18 protein-coding genes and 1 other RNA gene are annotated in these 16,621 nt (G+C 57.4%); 6 read left to right on the forward strand and 13 right to left on the reverse strand.

The genetic code is table 11. From position 1 onward, the window contains the following. Nucleotide 1: 1 nt before the first annotated feature. Nucleotides 2-1,381 carry an FAD-containing oxidoreductase gene (locus ACSQ3H_RS23385; RefSeq protein WP_436119545.1) on the reverse strand — a complete coding sequence of 460 codons (1,380 nt, stop codon included), beginning with the start codon at nucleotides 1,379-1,381 and terminating at the stop codon, nucleotides 2-4. Between the two features lie 158 nt (nucleotides 1,382-1,539). Between ACSQ3H_RS23385 and ACSQ3H_RS23390 the strand changes: the two genes are divergently transcribed. After that, complete coding sequence (locus ACSQ3H_RS23390; protein WP_436119252.1) at nucleotides 1,540-1,674, forward strand: hypothetical protein; 135 nt, start codon at nucleotides 1,540-1,542, stop codon at nucleotides 1,672-1,674. A 3-nt stretch (nucleotides 1,675-1,677) separates the two neighbouring features. On the opposite strand, the gene ACSQ3H_RS23395 is transcribed toward ACSQ3H_RS23390, so the two are convergent. Then, complete coding sequence (locus tag ACSQ3H_RS23395; protein WP_436119253.1) at nucleotides 1,678-1,869, reverse strand: hypothetical protein; 192 nt, start codon at nucleotides 1,867-1,869, stop codon at nucleotides 1,678-1,680. Nucleotides 1,870-2,081: 212 nt separating this feature from the next. On the opposite strand from ACSQ3H_RS23395, the gene ACSQ3H_RS23400 reads away from it, so the two are divergent. Beyond that, the gene (locus tag ACSQ3H_RS23400; RefSeq protein WP_436119254.1) at nucleotides 2,082-3,008 is read left to right on the forward strand and encodes a transglutaminase-like domain-containing protein; all 927 of its coding nucleotides are present in this window, start codon (nucleotides 2,082-2,084) and stop codon (nucleotides 3,006-3,008) included. A gap of 161 nt (nucleotides 3,009-3,169) precedes the next feature. Next, a complete protein-coding gene (locus tag ACSQ3H_RS23405; protein ID WP_436119255.1) occupies nucleotides 3,170-3,433 on the forward strand; it encodes a hypothetical protein in 264 nt (87 codons plus the stop codon). A 308-nt stretch (nucleotides 3,434-3,741) separates the two neighbouring features. Here ACSQ3H_RS23405 and ACSQ3H_RS23410 read toward each other — a convergent pair whose 3' ends face one another. The 9 genes from ACSQ3H_RS23410 to ffs all read right to left on the reverse strand — a co-directional run bounded on the left by ACSQ3H_RS23410 (nucleotide 3,742) and on the right by ffs (nucleotide 12,501). Beyond that, nucleotides 3,742-4,881, reverse strand: coding sequence for an extracellular solute-binding protein (locus tag ACSQ3H_RS23410; protein WP_436119256.1), 1,140 nt, complete (start codon nucleotides 4,879-4,881; stop codon nucleotides 3,742-3,744). Next, entirely contained in the window at nucleotides 4,878-6,038 is a 1,161-nt protein-coding gene (locus ACSQ3H_RS23415) for a CaiB/BaiF CoA transferase family protein (protein ID WP_436119257.1), read from the reverse strand. The genes ACSQ3H_RS23410 and ACSQ3H_RS23415 overlap by 4 nt, the downstream gene beginning before the upstream one ends. Continuing rightward, complete coding sequence (locus tag ACSQ3H_RS23420) at nucleotides 6,038-6,589, reverse strand: MaoC family dehydratase (protein WP_436119258.1); 552 nt, start codon at nucleotides 6,587-6,589, stop codon at nucleotides 6,038-6,040. The genes ACSQ3H_RS23415 and ACSQ3H_RS23420 overlap by 1 nt, the downstream gene beginning before the upstream one ends. A gap of 123 nt (nucleotides 6,590-6,712) precedes the next feature. Further along, nucleotides 6,713-7,711 carry a glutathione S-transferase family protein gene (locus ACSQ3H_RS23425; protein ID WP_436119259.1) on the reverse strand — a complete coding sequence of 333 codons (999 nt, stop codon included), beginning with the start codon at nucleotides 7,709-7,711 and terminating at the stop codon, nucleotides 6,713-6,715. Nucleotides 7,712-7,817: 106 nt separating this feature from the next. Beyond that, complete coding sequence (locus ACSQ3H_RS23430) at nucleotides 7,818-9,059, reverse strand: lytic murein transglycosylase (protein ID WP_436119546.1); 1,242 nt, start codon at nucleotides 9,057-9,059, stop codon at nucleotides 7,818-7,820. 25 nt (nucleotides 9,060-9,084) lie between these two features. Then, entirely contained in the window at nucleotides 9,085-9,690 is a 606-nt protein-coding gene (gene recR, locus ACSQ3H_RS23435) for a recombination mediator RecR (RefSeq protein ID WP_436119260.1), read from the reverse strand. A 442-nt stretch (nucleotides 9,691-10,132) separates the two neighbouring features. Further along, a complete protein-coding gene (locus ACSQ3H_RS23440; protein ID WP_112526406.1) occupies nucleotides 10,133-10,456 on the reverse strand; it encodes a YbaB/EbfC family nucleoid-associated protein in 324 nt (107 codons plus the stop codon). A 16-nt stretch (nucleotides 10,457-10,472) separates the two neighbouring features. Continuing rightward, nucleotides 10,473-12,329: a DNA polymerase III subunit gamma/tau gene (locus tag ACSQ3H_RS23445; protein ID WP_436119547.1), complete on the reverse strand. Its 1,857-nt coding sequence runs from the start codon at nucleotides 12,327-12,329 to the stop codon at nucleotides 10,473-10,475. 75 nt (nucleotides 12,330-12,404) lie between these two features. Then, an RNA gene (gene ffs / locus ACSQ3H_RS23450) (signal recognition particle sRNA small type) lies at nucleotides 12,405-12,501 on the reverse strand. Nucleotides 12,502-12,570: 69 nt separating this feature from the next. Between ffs and ACSQ3H_RS23455 the strand changes: the two genes are divergently transcribed. Beyond that, on the forward strand, nucleotides 12,571-12,975 hold the full coding sequence (locus tag ACSQ3H_RS23455) for an HIT domain-containing protein (RefSeq protein ID WP_436119548.1): 405 nt from the start codon (nucleotides 12,571-12,573) through the stop codon (nucleotides 12,973-12,975). 52 nt (nucleotides 12,976-13,027) lie between these two features. Next, the gene (gene nudC / locus ACSQ3H_RS23460) at nucleotides 13,028-13,969 is read left to right on the forward strand and encodes an NAD(+) diphosphatase (RefSeq protein WP_436119261.1); all 942 of its coding nucleotides are present in this window, start codon (nucleotides 13,028-13,030) and stop codon (nucleotides 13,967-13,969) included. Nucleotides 13,970-13,972: 3 nt separating this feature from the next. Here nudC and ACSQ3H_RS23465 read toward each other — a convergent pair whose 3' ends face one another. Next, nucleotides 13,973-14,836 (reverse strand): prephenate dehydratase, encoded by an 864-nt coding sequence (locus tag ACSQ3H_RS23465; RefSeq protein WP_436119262.1) that lies wholly within the window; start codon nucleotides 14,834-14,836, stop codon nucleotides 13,973-13,975. Nucleotides 14,837-14,847: 11 nt separating this feature from the next. Continuing rightward, entirely contained in the window at nucleotides 14,848-15,579 is a 732-nt protein-coding gene (locus ACSQ3H_RS23470) for a 3-deoxy-manno-octulosonate cytidylyltransferase (RefSeq protein WP_436119263.1), read from the reverse strand. A gap of 259 nt (nucleotides 15,580-15,838) precedes the next feature. On the opposite strand from ACSQ3H_RS23470, the gene ACSQ3H_RS23475 reads away from it, so the two are divergent. Then, the gene (locus ACSQ3H_RS23475) at nucleotides 15,839-16,525 is read left to right on the forward strand and encodes a c-type cytochrome (protein WP_436119264.1); all 687 of its coding nucleotides are present in this window, start codon (nucleotides 15,839-15,841) and stop codon (nucleotides 16,523-16,525) included. Nucleotides 16,526-16,621: the final 96 nt, after the last annotated feature.

A 16,621-nucleotide genomic window follows, 5' to 3' on the forward strand; every position in this document is an offset into this window, starting at 1 on the left:
CTCACTTTGCCTCTTTGAGGTCTCCCAGCAGCGTAGGGATCAATTCCGATACCGTGGGATGTATTGGTACTGTCCATTTCAATTGAGGGTAGCTGGCATCCACATTCATGATGTCGATGATGCCGTGGATCGCTTCGTCGCCGCCGGTCCCGAGTATGGCGGCACCGAGTATCTTCTGCGTCTGCGCATCCACCACGACTTTCATAAAGCCCTGCGTTTCGTCCTTTTCCACCGCGCGGCCGACGCGGGTCATCGGCCTTTTAGAAATCAGCAATGGCCGGCCGGACTGGCGCGCCTGCGCCTCGCTCAGGCCTACGCGTCCGAGCGGCGGATCAATATAGAGCGCATAGCCAAGGATGCGATCGCTGACGTTGCGGTTCTCGCCGTCGAGGAGGTTTGCCGCGATAATCTCGAAATCATTATAGGCAGTGTGGGTGAACGCACCGCGCCCGTTGCAATCACCGAGCGCCCACACACCTTCCACATTCGTCGCGAGCTGGTCATCGACTTTGATATAGCCGCGCTCATCCGTTTGGATACCGGCCTTGTCGAGTCCAAGATCGTCGGTGTTGGGCCGCCGGCCGATCGCCAGCAGGACATGGGAACCGACGACGCTCGGCGAGCCGGCCCTGCAATCGACACCGACTTCCGCTCCATCAGCGTGCCGCTTGAATGATATGCATTCCGCGTCAGTGCGGACTGTAATTCCCTCGCCCTCAAGAATGTCCTTGATCGCTTCGGAAATATCGTCGTCCTCGCGTGAAATCAGTCGCGGACTCTTTTCAACGATCGTAACTTCTGCGCCAAATCGACGGTACATCTGCGCGAATTCGAGCCCGATATAGCTTCCGCCGATAACGACCAGATGCTTCGGTACAGTGTCGAGCGCGAGGATGGATGTGTTGGTCAGATAGTCTACTTCTTCGACGCCGGGCATGGCCGGCACATTGGCCCGGCCACCAGCATTGATAAAGATGCGCGGGGCGGTAAATGCTTCGCCATCGATTTCGATCTCGTGCGCCCCCGTAAAGCGTGCATGACCCTGGATAACGGTGCAGCCCTTCATACCGCGCAAGAATTTCTCGACCCCATTGCGGGCGTTGAAGGACACAGTATCGGCTCGTTGCTTGACCCGCTTCATGTCGATGCGGATTGGCGCGTCGATGGTAACACCATAGTCGGCGCCACGCCGGGCAAGATGTGCAGCATAGGCGCTGGCAACAAGCGTCTTGGTTGGCATGCAGCCTGTATTGACGCAGGTGCCGCCAAACAGCTTGCGCTCGACCATAAGCACTTTCATGCCAGCATTCGTAAGACGACCCGCCAGAGATGGTCCGGCCTGCCCTGCGCCGATGATGATCGCGTCGAAAGCTTTGGTCATACCTGCAGCATAGATCAGCGACGACGCCGCGTCACCCTGTGCGCCAACGTTCCAAAGTAAAGATTGGGTCATCATTTGAAATGCCGGGTGAACGCCGGGTTCAGTCGCCGTTCAGTTCACCGCAGATACCCTTCGGAAAATCCAATGGGGTATTTGTCATGCTTGTTCAGCGTCTTGGCATCGTCTTCGTTATTTTTCTCGCCTTCGCTCTATTCTTCGGCAGTTTCGTCCACTATGCAAAATCTGGCCGGCAGGGGCACTATCACGGCAATCTGATGCACGTACAAAACTAGAGCTTAGCGGGCTTTCTTCTTGTTCCTTTCCGCCTCATCGAGCTTGTCCAGCAGATCCTGAAGCAATTTCGGAATGTTCTTGTCCGCCTCTGACGGGCGGGTGGCTCCTGCCACGCGGCGAAATTCCGGATGCACGACCTGTTCGCGGACGACATTCGCGGTACGAGGTTGGGAAACCGGATATTTTGCAGCCATGATCATTCCAATCATTCCCGTGTACCGCTCGAACCGTGACCGGCACCTCTTCCGGACTTAACTGGAATCCGGCGCATTTGTTTCAAATTCTATGTCCCTATGGTCAACAAATGCTGAATCTCAGATTCGGTGTGATCTTCATTAAAATTTTCAGCTGCGGAACTTGCACCGGATCACTGCGTTTCCCCTCAAAAGCCCCAGAGGAAATGCTCATGTTGATTCGTATCGGCTACGAGATAGCAATCCGTTGTAACAAACCAACGCCAATGACGACCTATCTCAACCTTGAACCGGCACGCGTGCCTGACGTGCAATGTGAGCGCGGTCCAACCGCGACGCCCGACGTAAAACTCGAAGTCTTCCGCGATCTTTTCGGAAACAGCTGCATCCGTCTGCTGGCGCCTGCCGGCAACCTCTCGTTGAAATACGATGCCGTCGTCAAGGATAACGGGCTGCCCGACCCGATCGACGAGGACGCAATCGAGGTGAGCGTCGACCAGTTGCCAACCGAGTGTCTGGCGTATCTGTCGGCCAGCCGTTACTGCGAGACCGACGAATTGAGCAATCTGGCGTGGAGCCTGTTCGGTGATATCAAACCCGGCTGGAACCGGGTTCAGGCGATCACAGACTATGTCAACCAGCGCCTGACCTTTAGTTATGGCTTTGCCCGGTCGACACGTACTGCGGCGCAAGCACACGAGGAGCGCGTTGGCGTTTGCCGGGATTTTGCGCATCTGGCCGTTGCGTTCTGCCGCTGCATGAATATTCCGGCACGCTATGTGAACGGCTATCTGGGCGATATCGGCGTTCCGGCTGATCCGGCCCCGATGGATTTCAATGCCTGGTTCGAAGTCTATCTCAATGGAAAATGGCACACGTTCGACGCCCGTCACAATCAGCGTCGTATCGGGCGGATTGTCGTGGCACGTGGCCGGGATGCTGCCGATATTCCGTTGATCCACACATTCGGACCGCATGAATTGACAAATTTCAAGGTTTGGACCTTCGAGGAGCATGATCCATCCTTTGCCAGCCAACGCTTCGAGAAAATATCGCTGGTGACCCCCTGGTTCAGTCAGCGCTGGTCCCGCCTGTCGCGCCATATCAGGGAAAGATCGGAAGCGGAGCCAACTTTCTAGAGCAAATTGCCACATTTGAGGGCGGGCGTAAGCCTGTTGCGTCGCGGTAAGCCCTTTCAACTGCCGGTAAATTCTTTTCGATTTGCCATGCCACAATTGCGAAGATACTTTCCTCCCCGTCGCCGGGGTTTCGTTTCGTCCAAGGGGAAAGGAATAGTTCCATGCCTTTCGATAATCCTTCAAAGCCGATGTACTCCCAAGATGACTGGAATGTTATGCAAGCCGCCTACAACAAGGCAGCAGCGACGCTTGTGGTGAAATCAAGCTCGGAGGAAGAAGCGAAAGTCATCGCGGAAACTGTGATGACCGCCTTCAATCGCGGCAACCGGGATGTCAATTCGCTGGCGGTGCTTGCGGTAATCACCGCGATCAACTCGCATCCGAGCGTTAGTGGCGGCGAGGATCACAAGAAACGCTATGCGTAGGACAGGTCGCTCCACAACCCATTGCTACCACCTACTACAACTTTGACTTTCATTCGTGATTCCGGCACACCGGTTTGCATTGGAGTTTGCAGACGGGGGTCGGAAAATGAAATTCGTAATGGCTGCCATGTTATTGTTCAACAGCTTTTTTTTGGCTGGGTGCGGTTCCTACGCAACCTGGACCCCACGCAAGCCCGAACCAACCCAGATCAATCCACCCGAGTGCCAGCAAGGCATCGGCATCTGTCCAGGGCGATACGGACGCGCAGGTCAAATGCGTCGGGGCTCCTGATCGACGCACGCGACGTCTACGGAGTGAAACTCAGCCGGAACAGCCTGTTCAGATCATCGACAACCATTGCCGTTTCGTGCCGTTGCTGAAGGCCTTCATTGATGCGCTCGGACGCTGCCTGCTGAAAAGCCATATAGCCGTTGTGGCGCGGGCGCACCCAGGCAGCTTCAAGCGTCTTGCGCGTTGCTGCGTAGAAGCTTGTCGTCGCCTCATTGACAGTTTCGTCTTCCCAAGCGTCGGCATGAGCCGGTTGACCACCCGCTGACGCATAAGGCCCCCGCTGCACCTCGCCACCGGCAATCCAGTACGCGAAATCGATTGCCGCGCCGCGATTTGGCGAGAACGCGGAAACGGCAATGCCGGTGCCTCCGAGTGCTGAACCAACCGGCCCGTTCCCGCCTGCATCCGGGATATTGGCAAAGGCCACAAGGTTTGGCCTGAAGCCATGAATCGCGTAGTTGACGTAACCATAGATCAAGGGCGAATAAGCGATGATCGAACCCACTTCCGCCATCTTTTCCAATACCTTAATCGGATCCAGCTCAAAACAGGCCGGATCGATCAGTGACGCGATCTCGCGCATCATCTCAAATGTTCTGGCGCCGTTTTCGGGACAGATCAAATCACCGAGTTTCGCTGCCCCGCAAGGCGATCCCGTATTAGCGCTAAGCGTATAAAACATCATCAGCGTATGCGGCGGGCGGAGCGGTAGAAGAACCCTGCCTTCCCGCGCGAGGGTCAATACGTCGTCCCAGGCAGCGGGCGGTTGGGCGAGCAGATCAGGTCGCCAAGCGGCAACCTGTGCCGCGGTGTCGATCGGAAAGGCCCATTGCCGACCCTGCCAGCGATAGCTCGGATAGGATTGGCCAACACTGCCCTGCATGAGCGCATCGCGTTCGGCCTGACGTCCGGTGATGTCGAGTGGTGCAAGACAATTTTCGGCAGTGATCTGGCCGACATGCGGATGATCGATGACGATCAGGTCATATTCCCGTGCGAGTTCCTCGACGGGGAATGACTCGAAATCCTGCAGCGATCGTTTTTCCCACTCTATGCTAACGCCAGTCTGCTCTTTCCAGAGTTTCGAACAGGCAACCATCGGGTCATAGCCGCGCGGATGGCTCCAGGTCATGCCTTTCAGCTTGATTGCACTCACAGACCGAACTCCTTGCGGATGGCCTCGCTGTGTTCGCCGATGCGCGGCGCGGCGCGATCAAACTTTGCCCGCTGGCCGTTGACGCGGATAGGCGAGCGCGTGGTGAGGATCGAGACATTGTCTTTGCGATTCACGGTCTGCAGCATGTCGAGAACCTTGAAGCCTTCGCTTTGCAAAAGTTCTTCCCAATTCAGCACCTTTGCACACCAGATGTCCGCCGGTTCGAGAATGGCGAGCCAATGGTCAGTGATCTCGGTTTCGAGCCGGGCGGCGATGATGCGCTTGATCTCGTCGCGTGACGTAAACCACGTAGCCGGGTTGTCGCGATAGGGAGCGAGATCATCGAGCGAGAGAAGATCCGCCAGTTTCGGCAACGGTGTCATGGCCAGTGCCAGATAGCTGTCCTTGGTGTGGTAGACGCCATAGGGAGCAGAGAGATAGGCATGGGCGCTGCGGAAATCCGAACGCTTCGGCAGACGGCGGCCATCGTTCAAATACGTGGTCAGCACCTCGAACTGAAAATCTATGAGGGATTCCATCAGGCTCGTTTCAATGTGGCTGCCCTTGCCGCTGACGCCGCGCCGCACCAGACACGCAAGTATGCCCTGCACGATTGCCGCGCCGGCCAGCATGTCGCCGACGGCCAGTCCAAACGGCACCGGGCCCTGGCTCTCATCGCCGTTCAGCCACATCAGGCCGGAGCGCGATTGCGCCAGAAGATCCTGACCCGGGCGCGAAACCCACGGACCTTCATCGCCATAGCCGCTGATGCTGGCATAGACGAGGCGATGATTGATCGCCTTCACCGCCTCGTAATCGAGGCCAAGGCGCTGGATCACACCGGGGCGAAAGTTCTGGATCAGCACGTCCGCTTTTGCCAACAGTGTTTTGAGCGCCGCAAGATCGGCCTCGTTCTTGAGATCGATGGCAAGGCTTTCCTTGGCACGGTTGATCGCATGGAAAATCGTGGAGTCGCCGCCGATTTCCGTGTCGCTCAGGTAGAGCCGGCGCGAAAGATCGCCGCCGTCGGGACGTTCGATCTTGATGACACGCGCGCCAAGATCCATCAGCCGCAGGGAAGCGTAGGGACCAGACAGGAACTGGCTCATATCGACGACAAGCAGGCCCGCCAGCGGTAATTCATTCTCGGCAGTCATTATTTTTCGGTCTTTCCAACGAAATCAGCGGGATTTTTATATTTCACGGTCTGCAGATGCTCGCAGTAGAGGACGAGTTCGCCCTCATTTTTGAACACTTCGTAGCTGGCACGGATCAGGCCCAACTCCTTATAGCGCGGCCGCTTGTCGAGATTGGTGCGGATCGTGTAGATCGTGTCATTGAGGAAGACCGGCTTGATAAAACGCAATTTGTCATAGCCGTAGGAAAAGGCGTTGACGCAATTGGTGGCGACAAGGCCAAGCCCCGCGGAAAACACGAAAGCGCCAGCAACGAGCCGCTTGCCGAATATGCCCTCGCTTTCGGCAAACATCTGATCCTGCACGTAAGGGTGGATGTCGGTGACGAGCATGTTGAACAGATGGCTGTCGCTCTCGGCTATCGTGCGGCGCAACGAGCGGATTTTCTGTCCGATCGGCCAATCTTCATAAAACCAGTTCTCTGCATTCCATACGGGTAATGCCGCATGGTCGTCAGGCATGTTCTTGGGATGGGTGGAGGAAACGCCGACAGTTGGCGCGAACGTCGTCATCGGCGCGCACTTTCGTCAACCGGGTGGTCGTCGCGGGTTCCCATGCTATCCTCCCATGTCTTCTCTTGTGAATATTATTTTCACATATGGGTATGAATAACAAGTCTGCTTGACCGCAAAATCCTATTTGCGGATGATGCCTTCGCCCAACAGCCGCTCGCGATCGTGCGGCGCATCGAAGTTCAACTGCGGCCCGATGGGTACGATACCGGTCGGATTAACGTGCGCGATGGAGTAATAACCGGCCTTGATATGGTCGATCTTTACCGTATTGCGCACATCCTGCCACTGATAGAGCTCGCGCAAATAGTTGGAAAGATTGTGATAATCGCTCAAACGGCGGAGATTGCATTTGAACGCACCATGATAGGCGGCGTCGAACCGCACCAGCGTCACGAACAGGCGCCAATCCGCTTCGGTCAGATAGTGGCCGGCGATATATCGATGCTCGGCAAGATGCGCTTCCACCTTGTCGAGTGCCTCGAACACGTCCGTCGCCGCCTCTTCGTATGAGGTTTGAGTCTTGGCGAAACCGGCGCGGTAGACGCCATTGTTGATATTCTCGTAGATCAGCTCGTTCCATCTATCGATTTCAGAGCGCAATTTCTCCGGATAGAAATCCTGATCATCACCGGTGATACCGTTAAAGGCCGTGTTGAGGATGCGAATGATATCGGCCGACTCGTTGTTGACGATACGGCCCTCCTTTCGGTCCCAAAGCACCGGTACGGAAACCTTGCCGGTATAGTTGGGCTCGCTCGCCGTATAGAGCTGATGCAGATAGCGGATCGGCGGCGCCTTTGGCCCGGCATCCTGTTCATTGGCAAATGTCCAGCCATTCTCGCCGATGGCAGGTTCCGCAACGGAAATGCGGATGATATCGCGCAGCCCCTTGAGGTTGCGAAAGATCAGGGTGCGCGAGGCCCAGGGGCAAAGATAGGAGACGAAGAGTTGATAGCGGTCCGGTTCCGCCGGAAATGTCGGCTTGCCTTGAGCGTCGGGGCTACCATCGGGTGTAATCCAGTTGTGGAAATATGTCGCCTCACGGTGAAATGCACCGCCCTTCATCTCACTGGCGGCGACGTCGCCCTTGACCCATTGTCCGTTGACCAAAGCTGGCATGTGATTTCTTCCTGACGTTCGAATTGTTGGTCAGGATCGCACTTCACCGCGCGCTTTCATACCGGAGAAGGTTTTGACAGACTGTATTTGCGCCCAAGACAATGAGCTACCTGATCGCCGTGATCAGGTCCTTGTCAGGAAAGCAGGTCGGCACCATGCCCTGTTTTGCCTGCCAGTCTCCGATAGAGCGGCGCGTCTTGAAGCCGGGAAAACCATCGGCGCCACCCGCATCATAGCCCTTCTTTTCCAGAGCCCGCTGAAGTCCCGCGATATCCGAACGATAAAGCCCACCGACATCGCCCCAGCTTGCGGAAAAGCCTTTCGCTCCGTGTGCGATACGATCTCCGACATGGCTGATAAACAGCGCATAGAGATCACTCATATTGTATTCCTTGATCACATAGAAATTCTTGGTGACGATGAAGGCCGGGCCATGCCGCCCGGCGGGCATCAGCAGAAAGCCCTCACGTTTGGTCTCACTGGATGGAAACGGCTTGCCGTTGACGCGGGCAATGCCGAGCTTTTCCCATGCTGCAAAAGGCTTGCCCTGGTCCGGACCTTCCAGCGCACAGCTGACATTTTGCGGTACATTCACCTCGTAGCCCCAATCGCGGCCGCGCTGCCATCCATATTGCGCAAGGTAATGCGCGATTGACCCCAGCGTATCCGGCACTGAATTCCAGATGTCGCGTTTGCCATCGCCATCAAAATCCACCGCGTGTTCCAGATAGGAGCTTGGCATGAACTGTGGCTGGCCCAAGGCCCCGGCCCAGGAACTTTTCATGCTGCCGGCGCCGATATAGCCCTTTTGGACAATCTCCAGCGCCGCCAGAAGCTCCTCACGGAACATGTCCTTGCGCGTCGCCATAAAGGCTTTCGTGCCGAGCACCGTGAAGGCATCGTAGGGAATTCTTACGCTACCATAGCCGCTCTCGCGGCCCCAGATCGCCAGGACGATCTCACCCGGCACGCCATATTTGCTCTCGACAGCCTTCAAGATGCGCGCATATTGCCCGGCGCGCGCGGTCCCGCCGGAGGTGACGGCATTGATCGTCTTGTCATTGAAATACTTCCCGGGCGAGCCAAATTCGGATTGGATCTGTTTTTGCGGCGTCTGTGGCTTTTCGCCGGGCATGACGAGATCGGGCAGATCGAAATTCAGCGACACGCCCTGAAACGCCGGATCGAAAACTGCCTTGGAAATTCCCTTGGCCTTAGCCTCCGGCCAGAGATCATTGGCGAGCCATGTTTGAAACTGTGCTTCGATCTCGGGCTTCGACGCGGCCCATCCCGTATTTGCAGTGAATAAGAGTAACGCTCCGATCACCGCCGCAACGGCAAAACTCATTGGGCGTATGATCAAGGCGTTCTCCCTACAGCGATGTTCGGGCTCGCAATGCGGCCGTCAGTGTTCCTTCGTCGAGATAGTCGAGTTCGCCGCCCACAGGCACGCCGTGCGCAAGCCGCGTGATGCGAACGTCGAAACCTGAAAGCTGGTCAGTAATATAGTGAGCCGTTGTCTGGCCCTCGACCGTCGCATTGACCGCGAGGATCACCTCCTTGATCTCGCCTTCTGCCACCCGGCCGGCGAGCGTCGCTATATTGAGATCATCAGGGCCGATACCGTCGAGCGGCGACAGACGCCCGCCAAGCACGTGGTAGCGCACATTCATAGACCCGGCGCGCTCAAGCGCCCAGAGATCGGAAACGTCCTCGACCACGATCAGCGTCGCACGTTCACGGCGCGGGTCGGTACAGATCATGCAGGGGTCGGACGTGTCGACATTGCCGCAGGTCGAGCAGATGCGCACCTTGTCGGCAGCGTCCTGCATGGCTGACCCAAGCGGGATCAGCAACGCTTCTTTTTTCTTGATGAGATGCAGCGCAGCCCGGCGTGCTGAACGCGGCCCGAGGCCCGGCACTTTGGCCAGAAGCTGGATCAGGCGTTCAATTTCAGGACCGGCGATTCGTTTCGACATATCGTGGGTTTAGAACAAATTACGGTTTTAGGGAATCAGAGACCGCGTGACGCGTAACAACTGTAACGAACAGGCTGCTGGAAAGCACAACCCTGCATGCGTTGCTGCCAACCTTCAATATCTCCATGATCGGGACAAGCGTCGAGTGCGCCAAGGGTTCGAAGGTGAAGCAGCAGCATCGTGCCAACCGGTGCATCGGGAGAATAGGCCACCCGACTGCGGCAACAGGCCTTGCCATCGAACTTGGAGGTAAACTATGCGGAGATTTCCGTTTAGCGTTGCCCTCATTATGAAAAGGACCCGGACCAGCTGGTCACTGACGTTCCGGGTCCATTTCATATAACGAGGAAAGGGGGGCGGGCGAAAGCTCGTTCCCCACTCCAAGGGCAATATAGCCGATACAGGCGTTCTTTCCAATAAACTTGTGGTTGCCGTCCAAACCTTAGAACGGCAGCTTGAATCCTGGCGGTATCGGCAGACCGGCCGTCAGCGCCTGCGTTTTCTCCGCCATGATCGCTTCGACCTTCGTCTTGGCTTCGTTGTGCGCGGCGATGATCAGGTCTTCGATGACCTCGATATCGTCTTCCTTGAACAGCGACGGATCGATGGTCAGCGCAGTCAGCGCGCCCTTGCCCGAAAGCTTTACCGTGACGAGGCCACCGCCCGCCTGGCCTTCGGCTTCAAGCGCAGAAATTTCTTCCTGCATGGCCGCCATCTTGGCCTGCATTTCTTTGGCCTGTTTCATCATGCCCATTATGTCACGCATGGAAAACTCCTGTCCTTCAATCATCTTCTTCGATGGGTGCCAGTGTATCATCACTGGTAGCCGCACCCTCGGTCATTTCTCCATTCGCCAATCCGGCTGGCGTGGCAATGCGCACATTGATGATCTTTGCGCCTGGAAATCTTGCGAGAATCGCCGCAACGTCGGGATCGGACTTTGCATCGCTCAGGAGCGAATCGCGTTTCGCCGTTTCGGTCTCGTTGATTGTCGCACTGCCCTGTTCGCGCGATAGCGATACCATCCAGCGAATGCCAGTCCAGTCGCTCAACTTCTGCGACAGGTCGGTCAAAAGCGTCTTCGGCGCGTTTTCCGTCAGGTTGATTTCAAGCCGTCCGGGTCTGATGCTGACAAGCCGCACACAATTCTTGACCATGATCTTGAACTGCATGTCACGCTGCTTGTCGGCAAGCGCAATAATGTCCTCAATGCTACTCAGCGGCACAGCGAGCGTCGCTTCTTCGACCGCCGGTTGTGGCAGGACGATTGGCTCTTGCCTTGGTTCTTGCTCGACCAGACGCATGGTCGCACCGCCGTTGGAGCTTACCGAGCCACGTGACGATGCGACCGCATCGGTAGAACGCGCCATGGGTGCACCGCCATTTCCCGAATTGGGACGGGTGCCATCGCTACGCGGTGCCTGACCGGAAAGAGTTTCGCCGCTCCCCAGGGATTTCAGCGCCTCATCAAGCGTCGGCAGGTCTGCAGCATGGGCAAGCCGGATGAGCAGCATTTCCGCCGCCTGCACCGGCCGGCTGGAATTGTCCACTTCGGTGATGCCTTTCAGCAACATCTGCCATGTCCGCGACAGGACACGGATGGACAGCTTTTCTGCAAAGTCCCTGCCGCGTAGCCGTTCGTCTTCCGATAGCGAAATGTCATCGGCCACGTCGGGCGTGAAGCGGATGCGCGTCACCAGATGATTGAAATCGGCAAGATCGGTCAGCACAACGCTTGGGTCTGCACCGACATCATATTGCGCACGGAATTCGCGAAGCGCAGACGCCACATCGCCGCGCATCAACATCTCAAACAGATCAATGATACGGGCGCGATCAGCGAGCCCGAGCATGGAGCGCACAGCCTCTGCGTCCACATGGCCTGCGCCATGGGCTATTGCCTGATCAAAGATCGACAGGGAATCGCGCACCGAACCCTCGCCTGCCCGCGCGATCATGCTCAGCGACGTGTCATCGACCGTGATCGTTTCCAGATCGGCAATCTTCTTCAGATGCCGGATCAGAACGCCGGTGTCGATGCGGCGCAGATCGAAGCGCTGGCAGCGCGACAGGACCGTAATCGGAACCTTGCGGATTTCGGTGGTCGCGAAAATGAATTTCACATGCGGTGGCGGCTCTTCCAGTGTCTTCAACAGACCGTTGAAGGCCTGGTTGGAGAGCATGTGCACTTCGTCGATGATGTAAACCTTGTAGCGTGCCGAAACCGGGCGATAGCGCACCTGCTCGATGATCTCGCGGATGTCGTCGATACCCGTATGCGAGGCAGCGTCCATCTCGATTACGTCGACATGACGGCCTTCCATGATCGCCTGGCAATGGTCGCCCAGCACGGTAAGGTCGATAGTTGGCTTGTCGACGTCAGTTGTATTGTAGTTGAGCGCTCGCGCAAGAATGCGCGCAGTCGTGGTTTTCCCGACGCCGCGTACGCCCGTCAACATCCAGGCCTGGGCAATGCGTCCGGTTTCGAACGCATTGGTCAGCGTACGGACCATCGGCTCCTGGCCGATCAGATCGTCAAAGTTCTGCGGGCGATATTTGCGGGCGAGCACGCGATAGGCGCTGTCTGCCGTCATGGTGATCATTCCGCTCCTGAATTGGTCTTCTCGCGTCCGGCGCAAGTTTGGACCGCCATGCACCACAGCGTCAATGCCGCATAACGGCTTTGACACAGGCAAGGTGACAAAGAAGAAAGGGTGGGAGGCTGGCACGGCGACCCGTGCCTGGCTCGTTGGGGCTGCTTCCTTCCGGACCTGACCCGGTTGGCGAGTGGCTCGTCCACCACCAACCTCCCAAGGCTCATATCGGCAATTCACGCGCAAAAAGCAAGCGTACAGCCGAAAAAACTGCTATTTATCGCAAATCATGATGTTCGAACTCGATGCTAAACTTGCAGCAGACACATTTTCCATTGCAAGGCTGGGTCTCTGTGATCTGCGCCTGATGAATGACCGCCGCTGGCCGTGGCTTATCCTGGTGCCGCAGCGCCCAAATATCTGCGAGATTCACGAAATGTCCCCGCTCGACCAAACCATGCTCACGTTCGAGGCGGGAATCGCCGCGCAAGCTCTAAAAGCTGTCGTCAACTGCGAGAAGATCAACACAGCCGCCATTGGCAATATCGTCCGCCAGCTGCATCTGCACGTCATAGCCCGCAACAGCGGCGACCCGGCTTGGCCCGGCCCCGTCTGGGGCTATGGCACACGCGAACCTTACGAGGAAAAAGACGCGAAGGCCTTTGCGAACGCCATACTGAAGGCTATCTAGTCATTATAAGTACACGAAGTCCCCTTCCGGACCGTTTTCTGGAGTCTTATCCATGCCGTTTCGCCTTTTCGATGTTCCGGAAACGGAAGCAAGCCATTTCGTCGGCTTTGCGGGAAACAGGATCAACCGCCATTCGGAAAAGCGCAGCGACGATGTGGTGGCCACTGCACTCGCCAACGCCAACGCACGCATTCTGCTAACCAGCCAGGGCCAGGTACTGGTCATGGGGGGCGACACGGGCAGTGCGCTCTTTAGTCTAGAGGACGCAACGGCGCTGCTGCCGGTGCCGAACAAGACCATTTATCTCGGCATGCAGGACGACACGCCGATCCTTGCCTCCCCCAGCGGTTTCGACTTTGCAACCTTGCCGGATTCTATCAAGGCTTTCGACTACCGTTCCGTCTATACGCAAGGCCTCATTCCGCCCGATCAGCTCGGCGCGATGGCGCAGGCCGTTTCGTTGCTGACATGGCACGAGAATCACAAATATTGCGGCCGCTGCGGCACCGAAACCGTGATGCGTGATGGCGGCTACCGGCGTACCTGCCCCAATTGCGAGGCGCAGCATTTCCCCCGCACGGATCCGGTGGCGATCATGATGGTGGTGCGCGGCGACAAATGTCTTCTCGCTCGCGGCGCGCACTTCGGCCCTGGCATGTATTCCTGCCTCGCCGGATTCATCGAGCCAGGCGAGACAATAGAAAACGCCGTGCGTCGCGAGACGTTCGAGGAAACGAACCTGCGGGTCGGCCGCGTGCTCTATCATGCCAGCCAGCCATGGCCCTTCCCCTATTCGCTGATGATCGGCTGCCATGCCGAGGCCCTGTCCGACGAGTTCACGCTGGACAAGGCCGAGCTCGAGGATGGCCGCTGGTTCTCCCGTGAGGAAGTTGTCGCGATGCTCGACCGCACCCATTCGGACGGGCTCATGACACCGCCGCCCGGCGCCATCGCCGCGCACCTCATCCGCAGCTGGGTCGAGAGCGGGGTTTAGGTTTTATTCGTCCTCGCCCTGTGTACTGCGGAATGTCGTGTCGGCGGGATAAACGCCGAGGATTCGTACTTCCTTGGAGAAGAACTCCAGCTCGTCCAGCGCGTGGGCGACGTTCTTGTCATCTGGATGACCCTCGATGTCGGCATAGAACTGCGTGGCGGTGAACTTGCCGTCGATCTGGTAACTCTCGAGCTTCGTCATGTTGACCATATTGGTAGCGAAACCGCCCATCGCCTTGTAAAGCGCAGCCGGAACGTTGCGGACACGGAAGACGAAGGTCGTCATCATCAGTTCATCCGACGTGCGCGGCGCCCATTTCTTGGTCTTGTTGAGGACAACGAAGCGCGTGACATTGTTTTCCATATCCTCGACATCCTCCTCCAGAATATCGAGGCCATAGAGGCTGGAGGCCAGGCGAGGCGCCAGTGCCGCCATGGATTTGTCCTTGACCTCCGCAACGAGGCGTGCGGCACCCGCCGTGTCACCGGCAATCACCGGCTTCCAGCCATTCTTGCGGATGTATTTGCGGCATTGCCCGAGCGCATGGATATGGCTGTGGACCGAGGTGATCTCGCTGCGCTTGGTGCCCGGCAGCACCATCAGTTGGAAATGAATCGGCAGGAAGTATTCGCCGACGATGTGCAGGCGTGATTCCGGCAGGAGATGGTGGATGTCGGCGACACGCCCGGCGATCGTGTTCTCGATCGGGATCATGGCGAGATCCGCTGCACCGCTCTCCACCGCGTTGAACGCATCCTCGAAGGTCGGGCACGGCATTGGTTCCATATCCGGGAACATATCCCGGCACGCCGTATCGGAGTTCGCGCCGGGTTCGCCCTGGAAGGAGATGCGGTTGGTCTTTGCCATGATGAATTGCCTTATTGAGAGGTCAGAATGTCTCGCGCCCGTTCGAGGTCTTCGGGCGTATCGACACCAAGCGGCACCGAATCGACGATTTCCACATCGATCCGCATACCTGCTTCCAGCGCCCGCAGCTGTTCGAGGCGTTCACGCCGCTCCAGCGGCGATGGACCGAGCCAGACGAAGCGCTCCAGGGCGGCACGGCGATAAGCATAAAGCCCGATGTGATGGTAGAGCGGTCCCTCGCCCCAGGGCGCGGTTGCACGAGTAAAATACAGCGCGCGCATCTGGTCCTTGCCTGTAGGCGAACCGATGATCTTTACAACGTTCGGATTGGTCTTCTCGTCCTCGTGCCGGATTTCGACGCCAAGCGTGCCAATATCGGCTGGACCGTTCTGTAGAGGAAGCAGCGCACGCTTTATAATATCCGCCTCGATTGTCGGCAGGTCACCCTGAACATTGACCACAGCATCGACGTTCCCATCGGGATCAAGCGCCAGCAATGCTTCATAAATGCGGTCGGAACCGGATTCGTGATCATTGCGCGTCATGACCGCTTCAAGGCCGTGCGCCTCCACGGCAGCCTTGACGTCGAGACTATCCGTCGCGACCACGGTGCGGCCAAGTCCCGCAGCCCTCGCCCGTTCCGCCACATGAACGATCATCGGCTTGCCGGCGATATCGGCCAATGGCTTGTCCGGAAGCCGCGTCGAAGCCATTCTGGCCGGTATCAGGGTCAATATTTTCATCGTTGTACAAGCGCCTACGGTGTCAAAAAGTCTCAGGCAGAACCGCCCTTATATGTGTTGCAAGTCTTGAGCAAAAGACCTAGTTTCCGCGCGATCACGAGGGGACTCTTGTCGAAAAATGCAGTGATCTGCATTGACCAGATATTGAGAACCTAAGCAAGTGTGCTGAACACAAAGCTCCGGTATTGCGCAGGCAAATGCCGTCATGAACTTTGTATCCAGTGTACTTGGACAGGACACAATGGAGCAATGATCGACGATGGAATCGACCGCATTCAACAAATATGCCATGGCGTTTCTGGCAACCGTTTTCGTTGTCATGTCGGCAGGCATCCTGTCCGATGCCCTTTTCGATTCGCATGCTCCTGAAAAACCCGGTTACATCATTCAAGCCGCAGAGCCTGAAGCGGGTGGCGCAGGCGGCGAAGCTGCCCCGGCAGCGGCTGTACCGATTGCAACGCTTCTGGCTTCTGCTGACGCAACACGCGGCGAGGCAGTGTTCAAGCGCTGCCAGGCCTGCCACACCGGTGAAAAGGACGGACCGAACAAGGTCGGCCCCAATCTCTGGGATATCGTTGAGCGCCCTATCGCTACCCATCCGGGCTTCAGCTATTCCGGTGCCATCAAGGATTTCTCCAAGGGTGGCCAGGAAAAGTGGACGTATGATCACCTCAACCACTTCCTGACTTCGCCGAAGGGCTACATCAAGGGCACGGCCATGGGCTTTGCCGGCGACAAGAAGGACAATGAGCGCGCCGATCTGATCGCTTATCTGCGCACGCTGTCCGACAGCCCCAAGCCACTGCCCGCTGCCGATGCAGCTGCTGCGCCAGCAGGCGATGCAGCCAAGCCTGCCGAGGGCGCGGCTCCTGCTGCACCTGCCGGCGAAAAGCCAGCCGCAGGCGCAGCGCCAGCGGCTCCGGCTCAGCCAGCTCCCGCCAACTGAGTTTAATAACTATTTCAAAAAGCCGGGCCCAGCGCCCGGCTTTTTTGCATCTAGAACGTGCGTTTTTTTGGTGAAGGCCTGTTCTCTGCCGCATTT

The organism is Phyllobacterium sp. LjRoot231 (assembly GCF_964253365.1).
Classification (GTDB): Bacteria; Pseudomonadota; Alphaproteobacteria; order Rhizobiales; family Rhizobiaceae; genus Phyllobacterium.

Bases quoted from the DNA above. Each gene is read 5' to 3' on its own strand.
- ACSQ3H_RS23415 (WP_436119257.1), bottom strand. From the start codon at position 6,038: ATGACTGCCGAGAATGAATTACCGCTGGCGGGCCTGCTTGTCGTCGAT.
- ACSQ3H_RS23440 (WP_112526406.1), bottom strand. From the start codon at position 10,456: ATGCGTGACATAATGGGCATGATGAAACAGGCCAAAGAAATGCAGGCC.
- ACSQ3H_RS23465 (WP_436119262.1), bottom strand. From the start codon at position 14,836: ATGGCAAAGACCAACCGCATCTCCTTCCAGGGCGAACCCGGCGCGAAC.
- ACSQ3H_RS23470 (WP_436119263.1), bottom strand. From the start codon at position 15,579: ATGAAAATATTGACCCTGATACCGGCCAGAATGGCTTCGACGCGGCTT.
- ACSQ3H_RS23390 (WP_436119252.1), top strand. From the start codon at position 1,540: ATGCTTGTTCAGCGTCTTGGCATCGTCTTCGTTATTTTTCTCGCCTTC.
- ACSQ3H_RS23405 (WP_436119255.1), top strand. From the start codon at position 3,170: ATGCCTTTCGATAATCCTTCAAAGCCGATGTACTCCCAAGATGACTGG.
- recR (WP_436119260.1), bottom strand. From the start codon at position 9,690: ATGTCGAAACGAATCGCCGGTCCTGAAATTGAACGCCTGATCCAGCTT.
- nudC (WP_436119261.1), top strand. From the start codon at position 13,028: ATGCCGTTTCGCCTTTTCGATGTTCCGGAAACGGAAGCAAGCCATTTC.
- ACSQ3H_RS23475 (WP_436119264.1), top strand. From the start codon at position 15,839: ATGGAATCGACCGCATTCAACAAATATGCCATGGCGTTTCTGGCAACC.
- ACSQ3H_RS23395 (WP_436119253.1), bottom strand. From the start codon at position 1,869: ATGGCTGCAAAATATCCGGTTTCCCAACCTCGTACCGCGAATGTCGTC.
- ACSQ3H_RS23420 (WP_436119258.1), bottom strand. From the start codon at position 6,589: ATGACGACGTTCGCGCCAACTGTCGGCGTTTCCTCCACCCATCCCAAG.
- ACSQ3H_RS23425 (WP_436119259.1), bottom strand. From the start codon at position 7,711: ATGCCAGCTTTGGTCAACGGACAATGGGTCAAGGGCGACGTCGCCGCC.
- ACSQ3H_RS23400 (WP_436119254.1), top strand. From the start codon at position 2,082: ATGTTGATTCGTATCGGCTACGAGATAGCAATCCGTTGTAACAAACCA.
- ACSQ3H_RS23385 (WP_436119545.1), bottom strand. From the start codon at position 1,381: ATGACCAAAGCTTTCGACGCGATCATCATCGGCGCAGGGCAGGCCGGA.
- ACSQ3H_RS23430 (WP_436119546.1), bottom strand. From the start codon at position 9,059: ATGAGTTTTGCCGTTGCGGCGGTGATCGGAGCGTTACTCTTATTCACT.